This window comes from Neptuniibacter sp. UBA6509 (genome assembly GCA_002435145.1).
GTDB lineage: Bacteria > Pseudomonadota > Gammaproteobacteria > Pseudomonadales > Balneatricaceae > Neptuniibacter.
Window position 1 is genome coordinate 71,733 of sequence record DJLT01000034.1, and the last position, 17,085, is coordinate 88,817.

At 41.8% G+C, this 17,085-nt stretch carries 17 protein-coding genes; 5 read left to right on the forward strand and 12 right to left on the reverse strand.

Annotation, left to right across the window (positions count from 1 at the left end):
• Positions 1 to 8 precede the first annotated feature (8 nt).
• Entirely contained in the window at positions 9 to 1,070 is a 1,062-nt protein-coding gene (gene hypE, locus B4K11_RS04540) for a hydrogenase expression/formation protein HypE (RefSeq protein WP_292949661.1), read from the forward strand.
• Complete coding sequence (locus B4K11_RS04545; protein WP_292949664.1) at positions 1,070 to 2,827, forward strand: hydrogenase maturation protein; 1,758 nt, start codon at positions 1,070 to 1,072, stop codon at positions 2,825 to 2,827. Before hypE ends, B4K11_RS04545 begins: the two co-directional genes overlap by 1 nt.
• 47 nt (positions 2,828 to 2,874) lie before the next feature.
• Here B4K11_RS04545 and B4K11_RS04550 read toward each other — a convergent pair whose 3' ends face one another.
• From B4K11_RS04550 to B4K11_RS04560, 3 genes are all read right to left on the reverse strand, one after another.
• Entirely contained in the window at positions 2,875 to 3,243 is a 369-nt protein-coding gene (locus tag B4K11_RS04550) for a hypothetical protein (RefSeq protein ID WP_292949667.1), read from the reverse strand.
• A gap of 110 nt (positions 3,244 to 3,353) precedes the next feature.
• Positions 3,354 to 4,556 (reverse strand): EAL and HDOD domain-containing protein, encoded by a 1,203-nt coding sequence (locus tag B4K11_RS04555; protein WP_292949670.1) that lies wholly within the window; start codon positions 4,554 to 4,556, stop codon positions 3,354 to 3,356.
• Between the two features lie 174 nt (positions 4,557 to 4,730).
• Complete coding sequence (locus tag B4K11_RS04560) at positions 4,731 to 5,036, reverse strand: hypothetical protein (RefSeq protein ID WP_292949672.1); 306 nt, start codon at positions 5,034 to 5,036, stop codon at positions 4,731 to 4,733.
• Positions 5,037 to 5,268: 232 nt separating this feature from the next.
• Here B4K11_RS04560 and B4K11_RS04565 point away from each other — a divergent pair, with 232 nt between their 5' ends.
• Positions 5,269 to 6,198, forward strand: coding sequence for an AEC family transporter (locus B4K11_RS04565; protein ID WP_292949675.1), 930 nt, complete (start codon positions 5,269 to 5,271; stop codon positions 6,196 to 6,198).
• A 31-nt stretch (positions 6,199 to 6,229) separates the two neighbouring features.
• Here B4K11_RS04565 and B4K11_RS04570 read toward each other — a convergent pair whose 3' ends face one another.
• Together B4K11_RS04570 and B4K11_RS04575 are read right to left on the reverse strand one after the other, a co-directional pair.
• Positions 6,230 to 6,475: a hypothetical protein gene (locus B4K11_RS04570; protein ID WP_292949679.1), complete on the reverse strand. Its 246-nt coding sequence runs from the start codon at positions 6,473 to 6,475 to the stop codon at positions 6,230 to 6,232.
• A gap of 190 nt (positions 6,476 to 6,665) precedes the next feature.
• Positions 6,666 to 7,733: a nucleoid-associated protein gene (locus B4K11_RS04575; RefSeq protein ID WP_292949682.1), complete on the reverse strand. Its 1,068-nt coding sequence runs from the start codon at positions 7,731 to 7,733 to the stop codon at positions 6,666 to 6,668.
• Between the two features lie 152 nt (positions 7,734 to 7,885).
• Between B4K11_RS04575 and B4K11_RS04580 the strand changes: the two genes are divergently transcribed.
• The gene (locus tag B4K11_RS04580) at positions 7,886 to 8,419 is read left to right on the forward strand and encodes a YaeQ family protein (protein ID WP_292949684.1); all 534 of its coding nucleotides are present in this window, start codon (positions 7,886 to 7,888) and stop codon (positions 8,417 to 8,419) included.
• Positions 8,420 to 8,577: 158 nt separating this feature from the next.
• Here the strand turns inward: B4K11_RS04580 and arfB are convergent, their stop codons facing one another.
• From arfB to B4K11_RS04595, 3 genes are all read right to left on the reverse strand, one after another.
• Positions 8,578 to 8,991 (reverse strand): alternative ribosome rescue aminoacyl-tRNA hydrolase ArfB, encoded by a 414-nt coding sequence (gene arfB / locus B4K11_RS04585; protein WP_292949687.1) that lies wholly within the window; start codon positions 8,989 to 8,991, stop codon positions 8,578 to 8,580.
• A 180-nt stretch (positions 8,992 to 9,171) separates the two neighbouring features.
• Positions 9,172 to 9,387, reverse strand: a complete 216-nt coding sequence (locus B4K11_RS04590) for a PA3496 family putative envelope integrity protein (protein WP_292949690.1) — start codon at positions 9,385 to 9,387, stop codon at positions 9,172 to 9,174.
• Between the two features lie 247 nt (positions 9,388 to 9,634).
• Positions 9,635 to 10,249: a HupE/UreJ family protein gene (locus tag B4K11_RS04595; protein WP_292949694.1), complete on the reverse strand. Its 615-nt coding sequence runs from the start codon at positions 10,247 to 10,249 to the stop codon at positions 9,635 to 9,637.
• A 333-nt stretch (positions 10,250 to 10,582) separates the two neighbouring features.
• Here B4K11_RS04595 and B4K11_RS04600 point away from each other — a divergent pair, with 333 nt between their 5' ends.
• Positions 10,583 to 13,330 carry a bifunctional acetate--CoA ligase family protein/GNAT family N-acetyltransferase gene (locus tag B4K11_RS04600; RefSeq protein ID WP_292949697.1) on the forward strand — a complete coding sequence of 916 codons (2,748 nt, stop codon included), beginning with the start codon at positions 10,583 to 10,585 and terminating at the stop codon, positions 13,328 to 13,330.
• 142 nt (positions 13,331 to 13,472) lie between these two features.
• Here the strand turns inward: B4K11_RS04600 and B4K11_RS04605 are convergent, their stop codons facing one another.
• The 4 genes from B4K11_RS04605 to B4K11_RS04620 all read right to left on the reverse strand — a co-directional run bounded on the left by B4K11_RS04605 (position 13,473) and on the right by B4K11_RS04620 (position 16,915).
• Positions 13,473 to 14,033 carry a hemerythrin domain-containing protein gene (locus B4K11_RS04605; protein ID WP_292949700.1) on the reverse strand — a complete coding sequence of 187 codons (561 nt, stop codon included), beginning with the start codon at positions 14,031 to 14,033 and terminating at the stop codon, positions 13,473 to 13,475.
• 347 nt (positions 14,034 to 14,380) lie between these two features.
• Positions 14,381 to 14,665 (reverse strand): ArsR/SmtB family transcription factor, encoded by a 285-nt coding sequence (locus tag B4K11_RS04610; RefSeq protein WP_292949802.1) that lies wholly within the window; start codon positions 14,663 to 14,665, stop codon positions 14,381 to 14,383.
• Between the two features lie 658 nt (positions 14,666 to 15,323).
• Positions 15,324 to 15,743, reverse strand: coding sequence for a cytochrome b562 (locus tag B4K11_RS04615; protein ID WP_292949703.1), 420 nt, complete (start codon positions 15,741 to 15,743; stop codon positions 15,324 to 15,326).
• A 443-nt stretch (positions 15,744 to 16,186) separates the two neighbouring features.
• Positions 16,187 to 16,915 (reverse strand): DUF4238 domain-containing protein, encoded by a 729-nt coding sequence (locus tag B4K11_RS04620; RefSeq protein WP_292949706.1) that lies wholly within the window; start codon positions 16,913 to 16,915, stop codon positions 16,187 to 16,189.
• Positions 16,916 to 17,085 lie beyond the last annotated feature (170 nt).

Genomic DNA, 17,085 nt, shown 5'->3' on the forward strand with positions numbered 1-17,085 from the left:
ATAATAATATGAGTAATAACTGTAACGCTGGAAATAAAACTTATAGCCAGACATTAGATCTTGTGAAAGGCAAAGTGGAGATGGTCCACGGAAGTGGTGGCAAGGCGATGGCTCAGTTAATTGATGAGTTGTTCTTAAAAGCTTTCTCTAACAAATGGCTTGAGCAAATGAACGACCAAGCCTGTTTTCAATTGCCGGCGGGTAATGTCGTGATGGCAACGGATAGCCATGTGATTTCTCCCCTGTTTTTCCCTGGGGGGGATATAGGTTGTTTGTCTGTACACGGCACTGTAAATGACGTCGCGATGTCAGGCGCCGTTCCTAAGTACCTTTCAGCAGGTTTTATTCTGGAGGAGGGCTACCCTTTGGCCGATCTGCAGAAAATTGTTACCTCTATGGCTCAGGCTGCGGAAGACGCGGGGGTTCATATAGTGACAGGTGACACTAAAGTTGTTGAGCGTGGCAAAGGTGATGGCTGTTTTATTAGTACTACCGGTATTGGTGTTGTTCCTGAAGGTATTTCAATGGGGGCAGAACGAGTGAGTGTGGGCGATAAAATCATCGTCTCAGGTAGTTTAGGGGATCATGGTGTAGCCATTATGTCTCTACGAGAAAACCTTACTTTTGAAACTACTATTGAATCCGATACTCAATCATTGAATGATCTTGTGGCTAGCATGGTCGATGTTGTTCCAGATATACACTGCTTGCGTGATCCTACACGTGGGGGGCTGTCGGCAACCCTTAATGAGATTGCCCAACAATCAAATGTAGGGATGCAAATATATGAAACACAGCTGCCGATTAAACCCCAAGTGAATGCTGCTTGTGAGTTTTTGGGTTTAGATCCCTTGTTTGTAGCTAATGAAGGAAAGCTGGTGGCGTTTTGCCCGCCAGATAAAGCGGATCAGCTGCTTGCGGCCATGCGTCAGCACCCTAAGGGAAAAGACGCAGCTATTATCGGAGAGGTCTTTGAAGACGATTTGAATTTTGTTCAGATGGAAACGGCTTTTGGCGGCAACCGTATGGTGGATTGGATCAATGGCGAACAGCTTCCGAGGATCTGCTGATGCGTATTCTTTTTTTGACCCATGCTTTTAATAGCCTTACTCAACGTTTATATGTGGAATTACGCCAGCTGGGCCATGAGCTTTCTATTGAGTTTGATATCAATGATGAAGTCTCTCAACAAGCAGTGGATTTGTTTAAGCCGGACCTTATTCTCGCTCCTTTCTTAAAGCGAGCGATTCCAGAGAGTATTTGGCGTAAGCACCGTTGCATAATCGTTCACCCTGGCATTGTCGGTGACCGAGGAGCTTCATCCGTTGATTGGGCTATTATGCAGGAGCGTCAATATTGGGGGGTGACCTGTTTAGAAGCGGTCGAGGAGATGGATGCTGGGGATATTTGGGCCAGTGTCGAATTTCCAATGCGCGAAGCGACTAAAAGTTCTCTTTATCGTAATGAAGTCACTGAGGCGGCGATTACTGCGGTTAAATTAACCCTAGAGCGCATCGATTCAGGGGATTACCAACCAGAGCCGTTAAATTATGATAATCCTGAAGTTAAGGGGCAGTGGAACTCTGCTATGACACAGGAAACACGTCAAATTAATTGGCAGCAGGATGATAGTGCCACCGTTCATAGAAAAATTAGAGCGGCAGACTCTCAACCCGGCGTTAAGTCGGTGATCGCGGGTAGGGAATATTATATGTATAACTCAGTGATTGAAGAAGAGTTAGCTCAAGGGGTGAGTGAACAATCTCCTGGATCAAAGGCAGAACCGGGCTCCATCATCGCTACACGTAATGGCGCCATATGTTTTGCCACAATAGATGGCGCTGTCTGGATTACGCATCTAAGGCTAGTAACGCCTAAGAATGATGAGTTTAGCTTTAAGTTGCCAGCAATCATGTTCCTTAAAAAAGCGCTATTAAGTGCGCCAGAATCTCTTCGTGTGCCTAATATCGAGTTATTGCCTGAGACAATCGTGAAGGGTAATACATGGCAAGAGATTCGTTACATCGAAGAGGGAGCGGTTGGTTACCTGCACTTTGATTTTTATAATGGCGCTATGGACAGTGAACAATGTCTTCGTTTAAAAGACGCTGTTGCTGAGGCGAAAGAACGGGATATAAATGTGCTCGTCTTAATGGGTGGGGATGAGTACTGGTCGAATGGTATTCATCTTAATCAGATTGAGGCTGCTGAAAGCCCTGCAGAAGAGTCTTGGCGGAATATTAATGCAATGAATGATCTTTGTTTAGAGATCATTAACTCCCCAGATCAGTTGGTTATGGTGGCCATGAGAGGCAATGCGGGAGCTGGTGGCGTGTTTATGGCGCTGGCAGCAGATAAAGTCTTTGCGCGTCACCATGTAGTACTTAACCCTCACTATAGGTCTATGGGGAATCTATACGGTTCTGAGTATTGGACCTATCTATTACCGAAAAGGGTTGGTGAGACTTTGGCCCATGAGCTTATGCACAATCGATTACCGTTATCGGCAAAAGAAGCGGAAGAGAAGGGGCTTATTGATGCATGCTTTAATGAGTCACGTGAGGGCTTTATAAATAAAATCCAAAAAGAAGCGGCGTTTTTGTCTAACAGTTCTGATTTTTCAAATCTGTTATCACAAAAAAACTTACAGAGAGAGACAGATGAGCTGAAAAAGCCTCTACAGCGGTATCGAGATGAAGAACTAGAGCAGATGAAGCTGAACTTCTTTGGCTTTGATCCAAGCTACCATGTGGCGAGATATCATTTTGTTGAGAAACTATCTAAAGCACGTACACCTGCTTATTTAGCTCAACACCGTATGCTTTAAGGGATGAGGAAGCTGGTTGCAGCTTCCTCTTGCTCTAGGATAGATATTTATTCGTAATCTACTACACAGCGAGCGCAGCTATTATTATGGCCACACTCGCTTGATACTAAGTGCTCTAATTCACGTAGTTTTTCTTTAACTTTACTGTGTACTGTATCCGAAGTTGTATGGTTTTTTCGATAAAACTCGATGAGCTGGCTAGATTCTTCAAAGGATAAAGTTAAAGGAGCTGTCTTGAGCTGACAGCAATTCAGAGTAAAACTGATCTGATTATGTCTGATCAATATACTGGATTCTACAGCAGGAATTCCTCCGAAATTGAATTCTTCTGTATCCATAATATCCAGAATAGAGCGGCTTATAGGAACGCAGACCTCATTGTCTGTAGCGCCTATGCTTGTAATGAAAATACTCATAATGACGTCCTGCCTCGATAGTATTTCAGCACCTATTTTAAGATAAATGAGGTCTTAGATACACTATCACTTACGGTAGTCGATCAAAAAAAATAGCTAAAAGTTTTCCGCTAAGTTGATGCTGCTTGCTGGCTTTCAATCGCCCAAGCTATTGCTTCAGATTGCGCTTTTAAAAGAGAAGAGCTAGCTGCGTGGCCAGACAAGCTATCCCATTGATAGCGGGAAAAATGGATGACATCATTTAACATGGTCCCTAGCTCTCCTTCTCGAAGCACTAGAGCTTTATTGACTTCTTCACTTAATGGAATATGGTTTTGTAGTTCTTCCATTGGGATTGAGAAGAGGGTATCAGCGCCGGATAAAATTCCAAGTAAAAAAGCTAAGCCAGATTCAGCGCCGTATTCTTTGGCGATACATTCGCTCATTTTTGCTCGAATTAACAGCTCACGACAGAGCTCATCTGTTACATCTAAGGTGCCAGAAAGTGAAACAACAACTGCCCAGCGTTTTAATTCATTTAGACCGAGTATGACAACCGCTTCATTAAGTGTAGATATAGAGCGTTGTAGCGAGAAGGTTGTTGAATTGACAATTCGTAATAAACGCACGGCAAGGCGAGGGTCTTTAGCTATTATTTTTTCAAGACCTTCAGGCGTTGCATCAGGATTATTGAGTTCAGAAAGAAGCTCTAGCATCGTCAGCTTGCTGCCACTAAGCTGTTGACCTTCTATGACTTCGGGATAAGCAAAAAAGTAGCCTTGGAAAAGCTGGAATCCAAGTTTTCGGAACCGATTAAATTCGACCAGTGTTTCTACTTTTTCAGCCAGTAACGTCAGATTGTAAGGCTGTAATTTTTCAAGACAGTGGAAAAGCGCTTTGCCTTTTAGGGCCAAAACATCCACTTTGACAATATCTACAACATCCATGATGGATGCATATTCATCCTTCCACGTGAAATCATCCAGTGCGATCTTAAAACCTAAGCTAGATAATTCCCTGATACGTGCGGATGTGCGTTCATTAATAGGGACATCTTCCACTATTTCAATAACGACGTTATCTACTGCAAAGGTAGGTAGATCTTGAAAAAGTAGTTCTTCATTAAAGTTCATAAAGGCGGGTAATACACGCATATTGCCTTTATGCATAACGCCCGTGTATGAGTTGATAAGTACCTGACAAGTAGCAGAGGTACCATCAAATAATTCTCCGGGGGGGCAACCATCAGAATCACGATAAAGTAATTCGTAGCCAATTGTTTCACAGTTGGCATCTAAGATAGGTTGTCTAGCGAGTAGAACCTCTTCAAGCACACGTAACCCTCATAAACGATAATAACTTGCCGTTATCATTATTTAGCTAATGGATTAATCTGAATCTACTTAATTATGGATATATATGAAGAAATTTACAGCGGACGCTGTGGAATAACAAGGAAAATACAAAAAAAAGCCGGGCTGAGTCCGGCTTTTTAAAAAAGTAATAAATTACTTAGTGATAGCCTGTAGTTCAGACATAGCCGCTTCACGAGTTTCGTTAGCGATAGAAGTGAACGCTTCGCCTTGGCCTTTAAGTAATTCGAAAAGAGACTTGTTAGCTTCCATGTTGAACTTGATTAGTTCTTCTGGAGTTTTAAGGTCTTTTGCTTTTTCAGCTTCAGTCTGGAAGAAAGAAGTTAGCTCTTCACCAGATTTTTTCTGCTGTTCGATAGATTTAGTGATTGCTGCAGCCTGCAAGTTCATTAGAGACTGTAGAGCGTCGAAAGATTTCTGGAAATCAACTGTGTTAGTCATAATAATTCTCCTAGGAAGTTTTTTGTGCGCTGCACAATATGAGGCTTATTCTAGTCTGTTTTTTGATCAAGTCAACCTTTTTATGCTGCGGTGCACAAAAAAGATAGAAGGGATCTTTAGGGGCATGCTCAATAGAAAAGTGTAAAGAGATTAAAGCTAGAATGAAGGCTGGACCTGTGTGATGCATCTTGATCTAATTGTGCTCCACAATTAAGACGACTATGGCAAGCGTATGGCTGGTGTTGAAACAATTCTGTCCCTATTTATTTTGATTGGCTTGGGATATTTAGGAAAGAGAACCGTACTTTCTGGTATATCCATTGCACCCTTAAACACATTTGTATATTACTTTGCGGTCCCTGCTCTGTTATTCAATTCTGTGTATAAGTTGTCCTTGGATAGCCTTTTTCAGCCCTTATATTTAGCTACGTTTCTTATTGCAGTGGTACTCACCGGCTTAATTGCTGTTATAGGCTGCGCGCTTTTTTTTAAAGAGAGAGCCAAAGAAGTGCTGGTTATTCGTGCATTAAACGGCACTTTCTCAAATTACGCTTATATGGGAATACCCATCGTTTATGGGTTATTGGGTGAGGCTGCGTATGGTGCAATGGTTAGCATTATTTTATTGGGCAATGTTTTCCAGATTGGTGGGACTCAGTTTTTAATTGAGAGTCAACGGCAGGAAGGAAAAGGGGTTAAGCAGTTTTTTACAATTCTTGAAAAGTCTATTGTCCGCAGCCCCATTGTATTAGCGACCTTTTTGGGTGTGTTATTCTCAGCGTTTGAGCTTAATCTCCCTACGGTAATTGCTACTTCATTAGATCTGTTGGCTCCAGCGACCGTACCTGTTGCCCTATTTTGCCTAGGAGCCAGTCTTGAATTTAAGACGTTGCAGCAGAGCCGGCTAGAATTGGTATGGCTGGTGATTGTTAAGCTGATTGTTCACCCTTTAATTACCCTTGCTGCGTTTTCTATTGCAGGTTTGGATGATAAAAATTGGTTTTTAGCCGCAGTATACCTTGCCGCATTGCCAACAGGCGCTTTAGCGCATGTAATGGCGGTTCGTTATGATGTTCGAGAGAAAGAGACATCATTAACTGTTGTGCTATCGACGATGGCGTCGCTTTTAAGTGTTTCATTGTGGGTTGCTTGGGTATTTTAAGTCCGTGGGTTACTTAAAAGGCCGCTCAAACTTAGCATCTTGATTCATTTTGTATAAATACAATAAGCTCTTCGGGCTCGTCAGGGCTATTTGATAGTTCCAGGATGCTTTCACTTCGAGCCGGGTTCAGATCTTCGACAGTCAGTTTCAATCTAGCTTCAGATTCTAAGTAGTTGCGTAGCTGATATCGATGATCGGCGATTACATTTTCAATTGAATTGAAAACTTGAGCTCGATTATCAGTTGTTAAGCCGAAAATATAACCGCTAATTGTCATCTGAGTTCTCCTTGAATATGTTAGGTATATTTTCAAAGAGATAAGGCAGTTTGTCTGTATAGGCTTATACCTATATTGAGCAGACTAGATCCAAAAAAATCCCTAAGCCAAAAGAGGTTTAGGGATTTCTTAATGAAACTATTTTTTAGATATCAATGATTTTACTGAATCAAGGCTTTGCTTTAGAGGCTTAATCTTCCTGCTCTAATGCTTCACGCAGCTGGTTGATCACTTTACTCGGTAAACGACTAATAATGATTTTTCCATTGTCTTCGTCGAACTCTATATCTTTGCCTGAATTAAGCTCGCCAAAATTCCGCTTAGTAAAGTCGACACTCCAGTTGTCTGATTTTACTTTGAGTTTAGCAAAGCGGTTGATTGTACTGGTGTGAGGCTGGAACTCTTGGCTGACATTGTAAGGACCTTTATTGGCAAACTTACCAAAGGTTCCGGCTGCTGTTTCAGCTTGCTCAGGTGGAATATAGGCGTCAAAGAGGTTCTCAATTTCATTTAGGTTTGCAGACTCTTTTTCAGAGCGTTGACGTGATAGATAGCTGACAACGTCTTCTACCACTTCCTCTTTTCTATCACTCATATTGTTCTGATTGCAGAAATCACGAGTTGCTCTAATAAGCTCGCCTGTAGATTTTCGCGAAGGTGTGACATCGGTGCAACCAAAAGCTGTTGAGAAGTAGTGGGTGATTTCGCCTTTCTCTTTACTCCCGATAAAGCTTAAGTAGCTGTCCTGCTTCTTGCGGAAGGTACTGATGTTGATTCTAGCCCCTTGATGAAGCTGGTCGAGATTAACTTCCATAACCTCGGTTGGATGCAGGTCATTATCGAATCCGATGCTGGCTTTGTCTCTGACTAAAGCAATCAATAAGTATTCGTATCGATCACTGGCATATAAAGAGAATAAAACGTAGCCACCATGTGCTGTATGCGCCGTTGGATTATTAATCGCTGCGGCAAGTTGGTCCATACTTTTATCGATTAGCTGGGTAAATGATGCCTCATCCCACTCTTGAGCAACAAACTCTTCAAAAGCGGAAATAAATGGATAGGCTTGTTCCTCTTCGTTATTAAACGATCCATGAGTCAGGCTTGAACGACGGCTAAATGCTGCATTCAGAGTCTCAAACAACTGGGTTGCGATGGGAGAGGAGGTCGGGATGATACCTCCACGCTCAGTGATGCGCGCAGGAGACTCTTCAGACTCTTTGACTAGTTCACGAATCGCCAGATGTTTTAATTCCATAATGACCTCATACAGGAGTGTTTCGATAAAAGCGGTGGTTCTACTAGGGTAGCAAATATGTGCTAGTTCCCCCTTGTGAGAGAGATTGTATTTAAAACGAGGGTGGGATGCAGTATAAAGATGGCCCGAAATAAAATAACAGGCATTCAAGCATGGCGCTTAAACCGACTATCTATAAAGCAACCCTTAACCTGGTTGATATGAATCGCGATGTTTATGTGACTGAAAAGCTAACTTTGGCACTGCACCCTTCAGAGACAGCTGTCCGCATGATGGTGCGTTTACTTGCCTATGCGCTTAATTATGATCAAGACTTAAGTTTCACAAAGGGTTTATCTACGGCCGATGAGCCCGATCTTTGGATTACCCGCCCTGACAGTTCCGTTGCTCGTTGGATTGAAGTGGGTCAAGCATCTCCTGAACGCTTACGTAAAGGTGTCAGTCGTGCGGATCAGGTAAAATTATACGCTTATGGCTCTGAGGTTGATATCTGGTGGGCAAAGCATCGTGATGCGATGAATACCTTACCGAAAACCGAAGTGTTTAGTTTTTCTGCTGAAGAGGTGGAGCCATTAGGCGCGATATGTGACCGCAATATGGAAGTCACAATTACGATTAGCGAGCAGCAGTTATTTATCGCGACAGGTGATCAGCAGTTTGAAGTACTACTAAGTCGCTTATCTTAGGCTCGATACTCTCAAAATAGGAAACTCTCAAAAAAGGATATCCTCAAAAAACGATTATCTCAAAAAAGCGATAGTCCCAATAATCTGTACTATTAATCAATAAAAGAATTAATAAATAGAAGAATCAATACAGAGAAGACCTCATAAAAGGACCGCGGCTAATAATTCACTTTACCGCGGTTTTTCTTTGTTTGGCCGTGTTTCGTTTTTTTGTCTACTCGTTTACGTTGTGAGCTGCGTGTGGGTTTAGTTGCACGTCGTGCCTTTTCTACTTTTGTCGCCGCTAAAATCAGTTCTTTAAGGCGTATTAGCGCATCTTCTTTATTGCGCTCTTGATCACGAAAACTTTGCGCCTTAATGATGATAACGCCATCAGCGGTTATACGCTTATCCCCATAGGCGAGTAATTTTTCCTTATAAAAGTCAGGTAGGCAAGAGCGCTTTATATCGAATCTAAGGTGGATCGCACTTGAAACCTTATTGACGTTTTGTCCGCCATTCCCTTGTGCTCGGATCGCATTAAATTCGATCTCATGACGGGGGATGGTTAAACGACTTGATATGGTTAGCATGGGGTTATGGTTCAATCAGTATGGGCTAAATAGGTCTAAATTATACGCTAGATTAGCGCGTATAGGGACGAATTTTGTTGAACTTAGTGGAAGTGGTTATAATTTAGTTCGGAGAGGAACTTAGATCTTTTATAAGGAAAAAGAAAATATAAAAGCCACCTCTACTGCGCGTGGCTTTATCTAATCCTCAAAATCATCGAAGACCTCTTTAATATCTTTCAGTAGCTCGCGTTCTTCTCGCATCGCTTCCAGACGTCTACGCTTGTCTGGATTTATGCAGTCCTTTTTTCTAATGGTTGAATTTTCTCGGTTTAGCTCTTCATAATTATCAAAGCCAGCATCTTCTATATTGGAATCGGCTTCAAAATTACTGTTAGTTGGGTGCTCTTGGCTCATAGTATTTCCCATTTACTGTGTTTATACATAGCCTGATTATGGTACAGATTTAGAATTTGAAAAGTGAAATTTGATATACGGTTTGTTATTTAGCAAAAAAAAGTCGGGCATCAAGCCCGACAAGATCACTTTTGGGTGAAGGATGTAGAACTAGAGTGTCCTTGTGGTGAATTCGGGTGAATTACAGAGCACTCATGGGTGGAAATGGTTACTGCTTTTTTAAAACAACCTTTTTAATACAGCTTTTCTAATACAACAAGAAAGAGGCACCGAATAGGGCAATGAAAATTCCTGTTACTTGGCTTAGCTTCTGAGCGTAGTTTTTGAACAGAGAGGTGTTTTTAAAGAAGTTGGCAGTTTGAACGCCAGCGCAATGAAGTAGCGCGCTAGAAAGCATAAAGCCAATGGCAAAAATAGCTGTACTTGCTCCAGTTGCTTCGGTGCCATGAGCGACACCATGATATAAGGCAAAGAGCCCCACGAGAGAGATGGCCCAAGGCGTTGGTAGACTAACTGCATTAACGATTAATAGGCCTAAAATGAGTACAGACAGTGCGATACCTACCTCAATAGAAGATTGGCCAATAACTGGAAGCGTGATTACGCTAAGACCTATACCAAACCCTATAAGTAGAAATGCCAGGAAGCCCACTGGGATCATTAGGTTAGTTTTGTTCTGTTGCTGAGCAGCCCAGATCCCTACTGCAAACATGGCTAATAGGTGATCTAAGCCACTGAAGGGGTGTAGAAAACCGCTGAATATACTCGAGTCCATCGCTGATGTATGAGCAAAGGCAGAACTCGAAATTATTGAAAGAATAGCGGTGAGGCTTGTTAGCAGCGTTACTTTAAGGTGAGTCATTCTTTGACCTATTTAGTTATTATTTGAAAAGGTTCGTTTAATGAATTAGCAAAGGTAGTGCCAACGTGCTGAAGGAATGGTGACTTGTTACGAAGCGTCCAAAATACGGGGCTTCTACCGATAGATTATGCTTGCATAAGGCTTTGTTTTAGAAAAAAGTGCTGTAATACAACGAGATGTTGTGGAAACTAAGTTACCAATCAGTGGTTTAAAATTGATCCGGCTCAACCAGTGCAGTGAAATAAAATTTTAATAATACTTTCGTATAAAGGTGGTCTTTTGTTGCAGTGCGGAACGGTATAAGATGAGAGTAATCATTATCGAGGGATAGTCGTGTCTACTAAGTACCTAAAACGTTTTTTTAAACCTAAGTCGATCGCTGTATTTGGCGCTTCTGCCCGAGAGAATAGTATGGGTGGTGTTGTCTTACAGAATCTATTGGATAGTGGTTATAAAGGTTCTATGTATGCGGTGAATAGCCAAGGTTATGCTGAGGTTTATGGCGTCCCATGCGTTAGCAATCTTTCCCAACTTCCTGAGATGCCGGACCTCGCTATTATCTGTTCTCCACCCGACACGGTTGCCGATATTATTCGTGCTTTAGGCGCGAGTATGGTTAAAGCTGCCATGATTCTTACGGGAGGGTTAGCCATGGCCGAAGGGGGGGAGTGTAGAACTTTGCGTGATGAAGTACGTGAAGCAGCTAAACCTTACGGCATCAGAATTCTGGGGCCCGATTGCATGGGGATGCTTGTCCCTGGTCACAATATGAATGCGAGCTACTCGCACGTTAATATTCTTAAAGGTAAGGTTGCTTACATAGGTCAATCAGGTATTTTAGGTACGGCTATGATTGATTGGGCAACAGGCCAAGAGATCGGCTTTTCTCATTTTTTAACCTTGGGTGGTGGAGCGGATGTTGATCTGCCCTCAGTGATTGATTATCTGGCAAAAGATCCTTATACCCATGCGATTTTATTACAGCTAAATCGCATTGATGGCTCATCAAGAGATTTCTTGTCTGCTGTGCGTGCTGCCTCTCGTAATAAGCTTGTACTCGTACTGAAGAATGACACTTTCAATGGGAATAAATCTTCTGCTGAATTAGCGCCGGGTATTAGCGATGATGATCTAGTCTATGATGCTGCCTTACGCCGCGCAGGCGTGGTTAGGGTAGAAACCTCTGATGAGTTGTTCAATGCGCTTGAAACCCTAACTCGAATGAAACCGATGCGTGGAGAGCGTATTGCAATTGTTTCTAATGGTACTGGGCCAAATGCGCTAGCTACCGAGCGTTTACTGAAGCATCGTGGAGAGTTAGCGGAGCTGACTGATGAAACCCTTGATGCCCTAGCGGAATTGTTACCCAGTCATTGGGGGCGCTCAAACCCCATAGATTTAAATGCAGATGCGCAGCCCGCTTTATTTGCGGAAGCTGTACGCTTACTGACTAAAGATAAAAACGTTGATGCTGTGCTCATGTTGCATGCACCAACACGTATGGCCGCTTCAGTCGATACAGCAGAGGCGGTGATCAAAATAGCTAAAAATACACCACGTAATATTTTGACATGTTTTATGGGGAGAGCCACTGCCATTGAGGCTCGAAATCGTTGTAACTCAGCTGGGTTATCAACTTTTCTTACTCCAGAAGAGTCTGTAGATGCATTTATGCATATGGTGGATTTCCATCGTAATCAGGAAGTCATGCGTCAAACCCCCCCTCATTATATTGAGCAAGATAGTCCTAACCATATACGTGCGAGGGAGCTTATCAGCAATACTTTGGCAGAGGGGCGGGATTACCTTACGCATGAGGAATCATTCGACTTGTTGGATCTGTATGACCTTCCTGTTTCAAATACTTTCTACTGCGATACGATTGATGAAGTTTTAAAAAGTGCTGAAAAAATTGAACACTCGGTACAAGTCAAAGCACTGCATAGGAAAAATCTAATCCCGTTTAGCTACGATGATACAGGTAGCCAGCGCTGGAAAGATATTGCGCAAGATCTTTACTCTATTCCTGAAGTTGAGCATGCGACAACTCAGCTTTCATACCGAATGGGTGAAAGTCATGCCCCTGAAGAACAGTTGGGTTTCTGTGTACAGCAGATGAAGCGCGGTTTTCAGTCTTTGCAGATAAATGTAGGTATCACACGAGATCCTACCTTTGGTCCCGTTATCGTTTTTGGTACGGGGGGGCATACTGTCGATGTGTTGACTGATCGGCACGTTATGTTGCCGCCGCTGAATATGGCACTGGCTTCGGAGCTAATCCGCCAATCGCGTTTATGTCAGATCATCGAAGAAAATAGTTACCGCTCGGAGCAAGACAAACAACAGTTGTGTAATTTGCTTTTAAAGCTATCGGAAATGATCGTAGATCTTCCTAATCTTAAATGTTTAGAAATAAGTCCTTTGTTGATGAACAAAAACGGTTTATTGGTTATGGATGTTGCAATCTCACTTTCTACTGAACCGAGTAACCTTTCAATATCACCTTACCCAGAGCATTTAACAGAAACGGTAAGGTTAAAACGTTCAGGGCGGGAAGGGGTTATGCGTGCCATTAGGGGGGAAGATGAACCCAATCACCTTGAGTTTTATAACAAGCTCAGTCCTCAATCTATTAGATTGCGCTATTTCTATAGTCGTGGGGTACCAACTCACCAGGAGTTAGCGAATTGGACACAGATTGATTATGACCGAGAGATGGCCTTTATCATAACGGTACCCCGTGAGGACGAAGATGGTATGGAGACATTAGGGGTTGTTAGGGCTGTAACTGACGCAGACAATATCAGTGCTGAATTTAGTGTTGTTATTCGTGATGACCTTCAGGGAGAGGGGCTAGGTGTTGCATTGATGAGTAAGGTGATTGATTACTGTAAAAAGCGCGGAACAATAGAAATTATTGGTTCTACCTTACAAGCAAATAAAGGTATGCAAAATTTAGCTTTGAAGCTCGGCTTTTCAAATAGCTTTAATGTTGAGGAAGAGGTCGTTGATATGAAGCTTATGCTCAATGAACCTACAGAAGATTGGCAAAGGCTACGTCTTAATTTACATACAAATTAAGGTTTTGTTTACAGCACTTTCACTTTAGGAATTGCATAATTCTAGTAAACGTAACAGCCAAAGAAGCGCATAAGTTATCAGCGCTTCTTTGGGATGACCTTTTGAATCCCAGTGTATCGAATGGATTGAGCCGGAGCCGGTTCTAAATATAGAAAGGTATATCTACATCTGTATGGCGCATATGCAGTGATAGCCCTAAAGATGATAGGCCGCGTTCGCCGAGTATTTTGGCTGATAAGGGCAAAAAGGATTGTTCTTCGAAGTCTGCATGGGCTAGATACTCTTGTGCTAATTTTATCGCAGCATCTTGATCAAGCGAGGCTTGTTTTCCTTTTGAGAGACGTTTTATATCGGATGAAATGGCGGACCATTGAGCTTCTAGGCTGCGATGCTCTTCAGTGAGCTGCTTTATCATTTGTAATGCAGCCATAGCGTCTTCAGTCTTATCTTTTGCCGAATCGGTGACTTCCCTAAATAGCTCTTTCTCTTCTTCTGCGTGATGTTCTAAAACAACTTCATCAAAGAATTTAAGTAGAGCTTTTGCAGAAAGTTGGACATCTTTTTGAACTGGGGATTCTATTTTCGTTCTAGACAGCATTAATAAACGTTCAAAGTTTTTTACAATACCTATATGGCAGTTAGAAAAATCCACTAATGGGTTATCACCATTATCGATGCTTCCATTGTTTGATTCATGACTCATTTGAGTATCCTGCTTTTATTTGAACGTTGAAGAGCTCGTTTTCTCTACCCGATATTAAAAGTTACAGGAGGCGTGGGGAATGATTAAAATCAATAGTATTACAAAAAGCGAACTGTTTTTGTGTTTTCAGTATCACTTTTTGTTGGGGTAGTGAGGAGCTAGAACTCTATAGCAATGTTGATTGAACGTTGAGATACGGAACGAGGATCGGTTACAAGCTAAAGTGAACGCTTTTTGGGGAATTATTTAGGCGTAAAGAATTTTTCTTGAGAGGAGCTGACTAGGAGAGAGAAGGGGCTTTGTAAAGTAAAACGCTATCTCAATGAAATAGCGTTTTTGTATTGCTTTTATAACGCGGAGCAGAACATATCGTGAAGGGTATGGATAATTCGTTTAGCCGTATCACCCTCAAGGCTATAATAAATAGTCTGAGATTCCCGACGTGTTTTAACTAAGCCATCTTTACGCAACACTGCAAGGTGCTGTGATAAGGCTGATTGGCTTAGGTCGAGGCAGTTATTAAGCTCGGTTACGGATAGTTCTTTGCCATCTAGGTAGCATAAGATTAGCAAGCGGCTTTCGTTGCCAAGCGCTTTCATAAGCTTGGCTGCTTTACCCGCATTGGTTTTCATCATCTCTAGTGTTGCCGCGTCAAGTGATGTTGTAGCTGTATCGTTCAAAATTACACCCCGAAGTGCTGATATTATTATATTACTCTCTAAACAAATCTATAATGTGAGCTCTAACGGCTCATTACATATAGAGTGCTGGTCTGTCACTTCTCATGCTCTCATCACATCACAATTGCCAATTTTTTTGGGCTTATAATTATATAGTTATAGTTTTTTATAACTTATTTAATATTACCTAGTTTAGAAATGTTGCGCAATTTTCTACTATATCGTTTTACTACAATAGATATAACCGAAAAGTAGGTTTTTAAATCAATACTTAGTGTAGTGGTTTTTTGTTGGTAATTTGAACGATTTCAAGTGTTTTTAATATGTTTTTGCTATATTAAATTGTTGTTTTGGCTTGTTTTATCGTATAGCTTGATTAGTGGGTTATACGAATGTCTTAATTGGGTATAGGCTGCTTGGTTGATGTAAAGCGTTTGAAATTTTCGTAGGGAGGGGGTTAGAAAGCAGTGAGGTTTTTGGGCGCTGGTGTCTGGAGACTAAGTTCATATTTGCATAGAGCTATAGTCATAGGGGCCGTTTGTTTGAGTGGTGTTGGAGTCAGGGCCGAGTGACTATTTCAGTCGAAACGGCCCTGTTTATTTCTCATTTTTTACTGAAAAATACTAAGGAATAACTCCCATTTACTAGGTTTTGCTTTCTTATGGTATTCCTTACGCAGCTGGTCAACACTTTGCAGTTGATGTTGAAGCTCTGAAAGGTTTTCAGCAGTAGCCACTGGCATATCAGTGATGAAATTCTCTACTTTCTTTAAACCTTCTAATGAAATAACTTTTCGTTCAGGTGAAAAATCATAGGTTTGTGCACTACTGAGGTGTGTCTTAAATGTCTCAATACGTTGATTAAAGCTTTCAGCTGAAGAGGTCTCAAGCGCTTCTTTATACTGCAATCGCATCTCCTTCATTGTTTGCTTTAACGTAAGGGGTTCACCGGCGTTGGCATATCCACCTGCGGTTAATAGTACTGAGATGAGCACAGAGCTAAGTAATGTTTTTACAGTGGAAAATTTCATATACAGAATTGGCCTACGTTGTGGTCGGGTCGCTTGTTTGGTGGGTAATATATCAGATCTGAGGGGTGGGCAGTATCTCAGTTGTTGATAATGGGGGATTGGTTGATGGCGGTGGACTAGATGTCTTTTGTAGGAAGCCACCCCGTGTGCGAGTTTTTCTTTTTAGGCTTTCAGCCCTTAAGGGGAAACAACAGCTCTTCCCCTTACGAATCCCCTAGCCGCCTGTTCCTTGTTTCGCTTCGCTCAATTCCCTGTGTTTCTCAAATACTAGGGCATGGATATAAACTCGGTCCCCTCAAACAAATATCCATTTCATCCCTAGTATCCTGTGATACTCGGCTGCGTCAAAGGAGGAGGGTGTGTGCCAAGTAATATTTTTTCGACAAAGCCGACCTTTTAGCTCTAGGTTCTGTGATAAAAGTTCTTCCTTTACTCGTGATTTATTAAGCGCGGATACATGAACCTAGATCACAAGCAAAGTAATATTCTTTTGATCGGGCTAATGCGTTTAAATTTAATTGTGTCATTTGTTCACTGGAGAGCTGGGTGATATCAAACCCACAGATAAAACATTGTTTTGGAGTTATTGGGATTATAAATTCGCCTTCAGGATTATCAGACACTATAAATTCCAAAGAGTCACTACAGCATATGCTCCACTTTAATTGAGGGTTCCTGAGCACAAATTGTTCTACTGCTATTTGTATAGTTAACCCTCGTTTAAAGTGGTCAGGAACAACACCGTTAGGTTCAATGTAAATTGAGTGCTTGAGTTCGACTGCTATTTTTTGCTCTTCGCTTAGGTTGTTATCTGTAGTTTCTAACAGAATTCCTTCACCGTACTTATCATATGACTTTATTGATGACCTTAAGCACCAAAGTGCATAGAACTCGGTTGCCGTTTTATGGCCTCTTAGAGGAAGTGATTTCAGTTTATTGGCTAGTACATACTCTACAAGTTCTTGAAACCTATCTTCGATTCCCTTCCCGTAACCTTGCTCGCAGCGTTGATCCCATATTCGTGTGACGCAAAAAATATTGTTATTAGGCTTTGCAGGGAAAGTGTTTCCGCTTTTTAAACGCCGAACTTGTACATTGCCATCTGAGTTGCAAAATCGTTCTATAGATTTTGCGGGAAGGACATGTTGTTTATTAACTAAGCTTTGACTCAAACTATGTTCCTATGTGTTGAAAGTTTGTTGCACAGTGGTCCTAGCGTTTGACCAAATAATTCTTCATTTAAAGTAGACACTAATTTGAAGGAAGGAAGTTTGGAGAAGTGAAACTGCCTTCCATGACAAGTTACGCATGTTTATAACTACCCATGCCAGACATCCATCTG